This window comes from Salipiger sp. HF18, from assembly GCF_011806505.1.
Classification (GTDB): Bacteria; Pseudomonadota; Alphaproteobacteria; order Rhodobacterales; family Rhodobacteraceae; genus Salipiger; species Salipiger thiooxidans.
In genome coordinates, this window is sequence record NZ_JAATOS010000267.1 from 1 (window position 1) to 5,578 (window position 5,578).

Below are 5,578 nucleotides of genomic sequence, written 5' to 3' on the forward strand. Positions count from 1 at the left end.
CATCGAGCGACCGAAACCCCGTTCAGGACCGGGACCCGCGACCGGTCGGATGAGAGCCGTGCCGGTCAGCCCGAGAACTTGATGCCCGCCAGCAGCCGGCGCAGCGGGTCGCCGTCCTCGGCGGCGAGCATGTCGCGGGCATAGGCGTCGTGCTCTCGGATGATCGGGCCCAGCGTGGCGTTCTTGGCCGTGCCCTCGGGGGCGAGCGTGACCAGCACGCGGCGGCGGTCCTTGTCGTCGGGCACCCGCATCACGAGGTTCTCCGAGGTCATGCGGTCGATGATCTTGGTCAGGTTCGCGGGCTCGACGAAGACCGAGGAGGCAAGCTCTCCCATCGGCAGGCGGCCGTTTTCCCCGAGGCAGCGCAGGATGCGGAACTGGTCGACGCTGAGCGACAGCGGCTTGAGACGGGCCTCGAGATCCAGATCGAGCTCGCGGTTCGTGCGCGCGATCTGGTAGCCGATCTGCCCGATCAAAAGGGTGTCTGGCACGTGGCGTCTCCCGCCTCGATTGCTATCTTATTCGAATTTTGATTTTTACATATACGACGAGGACAGGGATGGCGAGCGCTTTGCGTCCCCGCCGTCCGGCAAGCGGATGCCCAGTGGCGCCTCAGAGCGTCTCGCGCACCTCGAAGACGGTGCCGTCGGCCTCGGCGATGTGCACGGTCGGCGTCGGCGACACCTCGGGCTTGCCCAGCATCTCGTAGATCGACGGGCGCGAGAAATTCCGGTCGAGCATCCGCGCCATGAGGAAGCCGTCGACCCGGCGCACCCGCCGTGCAAGGGCGGCGGCGAGGTGCACGCCGTCGCATTGGGGTGCAGGGTCAGCGCCAGCTCCTGACGCAGCGCCGCCCCGGGGAGCAGCACGAAGGGGCTGAGCGAAGAGCGCCAGCACCGCGCCCGCCGCCACCCGCAGCCGCCAGCAGGTCCGGGGCGTGGCCGCCGCCCGCGCCCTCGGTGTGGTACATGTGGATGGTGCGGCCGGCGATGGCCGCCATCGTGTCCTCGTAGAAGCCGAACTCGTTGATCGTGTCGGTGTGCAGGTGGACGGAGAAGTCAGATGCGTCCGCCGCCCGCAGGCTGCCGTCCATCACCGCCGGGGAAGCGCCGAAATCCTCGTGGATCTTCACCCCCAGCGCGCCGCCCGCGACGGTCTCGGCTACCGCGTCGGGGTTGGAGTTGCCGCGCCCGAGGAAACCGAAGTTGAGCGGTCACTCGTCGGCGGCAAGGATGATGCGACCGAGCGTGTGGGGGCGGGAACAGCTCAGGTCGAAGTTGGGGCCGGGCGACATGCCGATCATCGTCGCCGAACCGCCCGCAAGCGCGTGGTACGCCTGCTGCGGCGACAGGACATGGGCGTGGGCCTCGACCGTGCACGCGGTGACGAAGTGATGGTCGCCATGCACCACGGTGGTGTTGGGCCCGGTCACCAGCCCCGGCGTCACGCCGTCCATGATGTCGGGGTTGCCGGCCTTGCCGATGCCGATGATCTCGCCGCGGCGGATGCCGATGTCGGCCTTCACGGTGCCGGTGACCGGGCAGAGGATCACCGCGTTCTGGATCACCATGTCGAGCGCCTCGTTGGCGTCGGTGCCGGTGGTGCAGAAGCCAACGCCTTCGCGCATGAGCTTGCCCGCGCCGGTGGTCAGCTCTTCGCCGTAGTGGGTGAAATCCTGCTCGATCTCGGCCAGCAGCGAGGTGTCGCCGAGCCGCACGAGATCGCCGGTGGTGGGGCCGTAGTGGGCGGCGTATTGCGCGCGCGGCATCTTCATTTCAGGTAGACGTTCCAATCCGCCATCTGCAGTGCGGCCTCGCGGCGCGCCTCGGTGGGGCCTTCGGTCAGCCAAGCGAAGCCGTGGATCGTCCGGCGGCCGCGGTAGGGCACCAGCGTCACCCGCGTGGCGACGCCCGGGTCGAAGCGCTCGCCGCCGCCCGAGGGCCGGTCGGGCCGGTGGCCGTAGGCGCTTGCCCGGTCGAAGCGCAGCGCCCGGTGGATCTCGAAGAAATGCGCGTGGCGGCGCACCTGGATGGCGCGGTCGCCGGTGTTCAGCACCTCGATTTCGAGCCGCGGGCGCCCGGCGTTGAGCTCGATCTCGCCCTCCATCGGGATGATCTCGCCCGGCACCGGCTCGAAGGGCCCGGGGGCGATGGGGTCGAAAACGGTCACGAGCTTGGTGCCCTCGTCCATCGTCACCTCGACCGGGAAGGTGTCGAGCAGGCTCGGCACCCCCGGCTCCACCTGGTCGTGGGGCAGCAGCGTCGCGGCGTGGGAGACCATGGCGGGGCGGTCCATGCCCTTGCGCGCGGCGAGCAGGAGCTCGTCGGCAGGATAGGCCACCGCCTCGGGGTGGCTGAGGCGCACGCCCTCGCGCAGGTAGCGCCGGGCGAGTTCGGCGGCGGTGAAGATGGTGAGGCGTTCGAGTTCGGTGGGGTTAAGGTGCATGGGTCTCTCAGTTCACGAAGAGCCGCGCCGCATGCGGGCGCATGAGCGCGATGTCGGTCATCGGCGAGAAGCCCTGCGGCAGGGTGCCGGGGGCCGGCGGCCGGGCCATGTCGACGCGCGTGGGTGCAAGGGCGCGGGCGCTGCGCCGGGCCTCGAGCGCGCCAGCCTGTCCCAGACGGACGGCGGCAGAAAGCAGACCGCGCAGGAAACCCTGCGCAGCCACCAGCAGCGCGGTCGTCAGGCCCAGACCGGCGCCCCGGTGCAGCGCGCCGGTGAGCACGGGGAAGTGGCCCGCCATGCGCCCCGCGGTGACCGAGGCGCGGATTTCGCGGGCGCCGGCAAGCTCGAGGCGGGTGGCGGCGGCGAGGGGGGCGGCGCCGGCCTCCTGCGAGGCGCGCCGCTGCGGTTCGGACCAGAGCGAGAGGTCGACCTGAGCGTCCCAGTTCGCGAGGTCCGTGATGGTGTCCGCCCGCCAGCCGCCCGCCAGCGCCGGCCGGTCGATGCCGCGCCAGCGCCCCGTCAGCCCGGTTTGCACGGAACCCGGCGAGGTCGCGGCGCTGCAGCTGCGTGTCGGCCAGCAGCGTCTCCATGCCCCAGGAATAGGCGAAAGCGCCGGTCGGGAAGGCGCTGTCGCCGAGCTGCAGCGCGGTGACCAGCTCGGCATGGGGGACCTGGCTCATGCCCCGGGCTCGGCGATGTGGAAGGAGGCGAGCCCCTCGAGGTCGCGCAGGCGCGCGCGGTAGCGGGCCTCGGGGCCGTCGAGCAGCACCGACGTGACGCCCTCGGCGAAGCTCACCTTCCAATGCAGGTTGCCGCACCAGTGCCCGAGCCGCAGCGCCGACGGAAGGTCGTGCGGGACCAGCGTCAGCCGCGCGCCGCTGTCGACGCGCTGCACGATGGCGAGCGTGTCGTCGAGATGCAGCACCGCGCCGTCCTCGAGGCTCTGGTCCCGCGGCAGGGCGATCTGCACCTCGCGGCCCTTGTGTTCAAGGGCGTGCACCGCGTCGTGCCGGTCGGAGCGGGCGTTGCCCAGGAGGGCGGTGACCTGGAGCGGCTCCTTGGGGAGGGGGCTGCCGGTCATGCGGGGCCTCTTCGGGTGGTTTCGTGGGGGTGGTTTTGCGGTTTGTGTGGTTTTGGGGTGGTGTCGTTTCGGGGTTCGTGTGGCGGGGGATGGGCCTGCGTGCGGGTGGTGCGCTTGCGGAGGGGGCGGGAGTGAGGGGCCAGCCCCTCACACTCCCCGGAGTTTAGGGGCAAGATGAAGAGCGGGCGTGGGGACGGGGCCCCCGGGTTGGGCGCGGCGTTCCGGGATGGGTTGGAGGCCGCGCGCGCGGCGGCCTCCGGCCCGGTCAGAGCGTCTTCCAGTCGGTGGCGGTCTCGAAGGCGTCGGCGACCCGGTAGAGCGTGGCCTCGTCCCGGAACCTGCCGACCAGTTGCAGGCCCACCGGCAGGCCGTCGACCATGCCGCAGGGCAGCGAGATCGCCGGGTGGTGGCTGATGTCGAAGGGTACGGTGTTGGGCAGCATCTTGAAGGCGCGCTGCACGATCTCCTCGCGCGGGGCGTCTGGGCCGGGCAGCGGCCTCGCCGTCATCGGCACCGTCGGCATCAGCAGCACGTCGTAGGTCTCGAGCGCCGCGTCATGGGCCGCGCGCAGGCTGCGCGACAGGTTCACCGCCTTGCCGTAGAAGCGCTTGCCGTGGCATTTGTCGGCATAGGCACCGAACAGCATGCAGAGCTTCAGCGTCTCGGAGAGCTCGTCGGCGCGCTGGCGCCACGCGCGGTGTGCGTCCATCAGCCCGCCGAGTAGCCCGGCTTGTGGAGGTTGTGCACCGGGCCGGTGGCGTTGGTGTGGCTGCCGACCGAGAGGCAGAAGAGCTCGCAATGGGCCTTGCCGGCGATCATCGCGCCCTCGTCGAGCATCCGGGTCACGATGGTGGCGTCGATGTCGGGGATCTAGCCTTAGAGCGTCGAGGAGCCGTTCATCATCGGCACGCCCGCCAGCATGACGTTGTCCTTGAGCACCACGGTTTTGCCCGGGAGCTTGCCGGTCTCGGCGCCGGTCACGGCGGACTTGTAGTACCACGCGTTGAGCGGGTTGCCCTCGGGCGCGGGGCGGGTGCCGATGGTGCGGGGAGAGGTCACCTCGTGCAGCGCGTCGGGGAGCTTCTCGACGATGCTGTAATGCTCGAACTAGGCGCCCATGAGGCCTTGGAACGAGGCCACGTCTGCCTCGGTCAGGTTCATCCCGAGCTCTGCCGCGATCTCGGCGATCTGGTCGGTGGTAGGGGGCGATACGGTCATTGGTCTTTCCCTGTTGATAGTCGTCTCTGTCCCGGTCCCGCGCCAGAGTGCGGCGCGGGGCGGGGGCGGTTTTCCGTGAGTGGTCAGGCGTTACGCCGCGAAGCCCATGAATTCGCCGACCGCGCGGCTGTCCGTGAGCTGCTCCTTCGGGATCTGCCGGTCGAGCACGCCGCCCGAGATCGCGTAGACCCGGTCCGAGAGCCCGGTGATGAAGTCGAGGTTCTGCTCGACCAGCACGATGGTGGTGTCGGAGGTCTTGGTGAGCTGCTTCAGCGTGTCCGAGATCTCGTCGATGATCGACGGCTGGATGCCCTCGGTCGGCTCGCCGAGCAGCATGAGCTTGGGGCGCCGGCAGAGGCAGCGGCCCAGCGCCAGAAGCTGCTGCTCGCCGCCCGAGAGCGCGCCGCCCGCCCGGTCGAGCAGCCGGGTGAGGCGCTGGCCGTGGGCCAGCAGCCCGACCTAGCGCCTGGCAAGATGGGTGACGCCGCATTTCTCCATCATCTCCTCGGCCTTGTCCCGGGCCATCGGTTTCAGGTGCTTGCGCCGGGCGGCCATGCGGACGTTCTCATAGACCGAGACGCCGTTGAAGAGGTTGGGCACCTGCGTCTTGATGCCCACGCCCTCGTTCACGATGTCATGGGTGTTCCAGCCGGTGATGTCCTTGCCCCGGAACTTCACCGTGCCCGAGGTGGGCGTGAGCTGCCCGGTGAGGCACTTGAAGACGGTGGACTTGCCGGCGCCGTTGGGGCCGAGAAGGCAGCGCAGCTCGCCTTCCCTGAGGGCGAAGTCGACGTGATCCACCGCGACGACGCCGCCGAACTGCATCACGAGGTT

9 protein-coding genes and 2 pseudogenes are annotated in these 5,578 nt (G+C 70.0%); all 11 read right to left on the reverse strand.

What is annotated here, in order from left to right:
• Positions 1-65: 65 nt before the first annotated feature.
• Positions 66-491 (reverse strand): MarR family transcriptional regulator, encoded by a 426-nt coding sequence (locus HC022_RS29290; protein WP_167453350.1) that lies wholly within the window; start codon positions 489-491, stop codon positions 66-68.
• Positions 492-612: 121 nt separating this feature from the next.
• The gene (locus tag HC022_RS17990; RefSeq protein ID WP_167453351.1) at positions 613-804 is read right to left on the reverse strand and encodes a hypothetical protein; all 192 of its coding nucleotides are present in this window, start codon (positions 802-804) and stop codon (positions 613-615) included.
• Positions 805-826: 22 nt separating this feature from the next.
• Positions 827-1,168: pseudogene (locus HC022_RS29295) on the reverse strand (amidohydrolase family protein); the annotation flags it as partial.
• A 45-nt stretch (positions 1,169-1,213) separates the two neighbouring features.
• Complete coding sequence (locus tag HC022_RS29300) at positions 1,214-1,774, reverse strand: hypothetical protein (RefSeq protein ID WP_254885153.1); 561 nt, start codon at positions 1,772-1,774, stop codon at positions 1,214-1,216.
• Positions 1,771-2,445, reverse strand: a complete 675-nt coding sequence (gene ureB, locus HC022_RS18000; protein ID WP_167453352.1) for an urease subunit beta — start codon at positions 2,443-2,445, stop codon at positions 1,771-1,773. The genes HC022_RS29300 and ureB overlap by 4 nt, the downstream gene beginning before the upstream one ends.
• A 7-nt stretch (positions 2,446-2,452) precedes the next feature.
• Entirely contained in the window at positions 2,453-2,980 is a 528-nt protein-coding gene (locus HC022_RS18005) for an urease accessory UreF family protein (protein WP_167453353.1), read from the reverse strand.
• Between the two features lie 141 nt (positions 2,981-3,121).
• Positions 3,122-3,526, reverse strand: coding sequence for an urease accessory protein UreE (locus HC022_RS18010; protein ID WP_167453354.1), 405 nt, complete (start codon positions 3,524-3,526; stop codon positions 3,122-3,124).
• A 265-nt stretch (positions 3,527-3,791) separates the two neighbouring features.
• Positions 3,792-4,235 carry an amidase family protein gene (locus tag HC022_RS29305; protein ID WP_254885155.1) on the reverse strand — a complete coding sequence of 148 codons (444 nt, stop codon included), beginning with the start codon at positions 4,233-4,235 and terminating at the stop codon, positions 3,792-3,794.
• Positions 4,235-4,372 carry a hypothetical protein gene (locus HC022_RS29310; protein ID WP_368484692.1) on the reverse strand — a complete coding sequence of 46 codons (138 nt, stop codon included), beginning with the start codon at positions 4,370-4,372 and terminating at the stop codon, positions 4,235-4,237. Before HC022_RS29310 ends, HC022_RS29305 begins: the two co-directional genes overlap by 1 nt.
• A 30-nt stretch (positions 4,373-4,402) precedes the next feature.
• Entirely contained in the window at positions 4,403-4,585 is a 183-nt protein-coding gene (locus HC022_RS29315; protein ID WP_254885156.1) for a hypothetical protein, read from the reverse strand.
• Between the two features lie 249 nt (positions 4,586-4,834).
• Positions 4,835-5,569: pseudogene (locus HC022_RS29715) on the reverse strand (ABC transporter ATP-binding protein).
• Positions 5,570-5,578 lie beyond the last annotated feature (9 nt).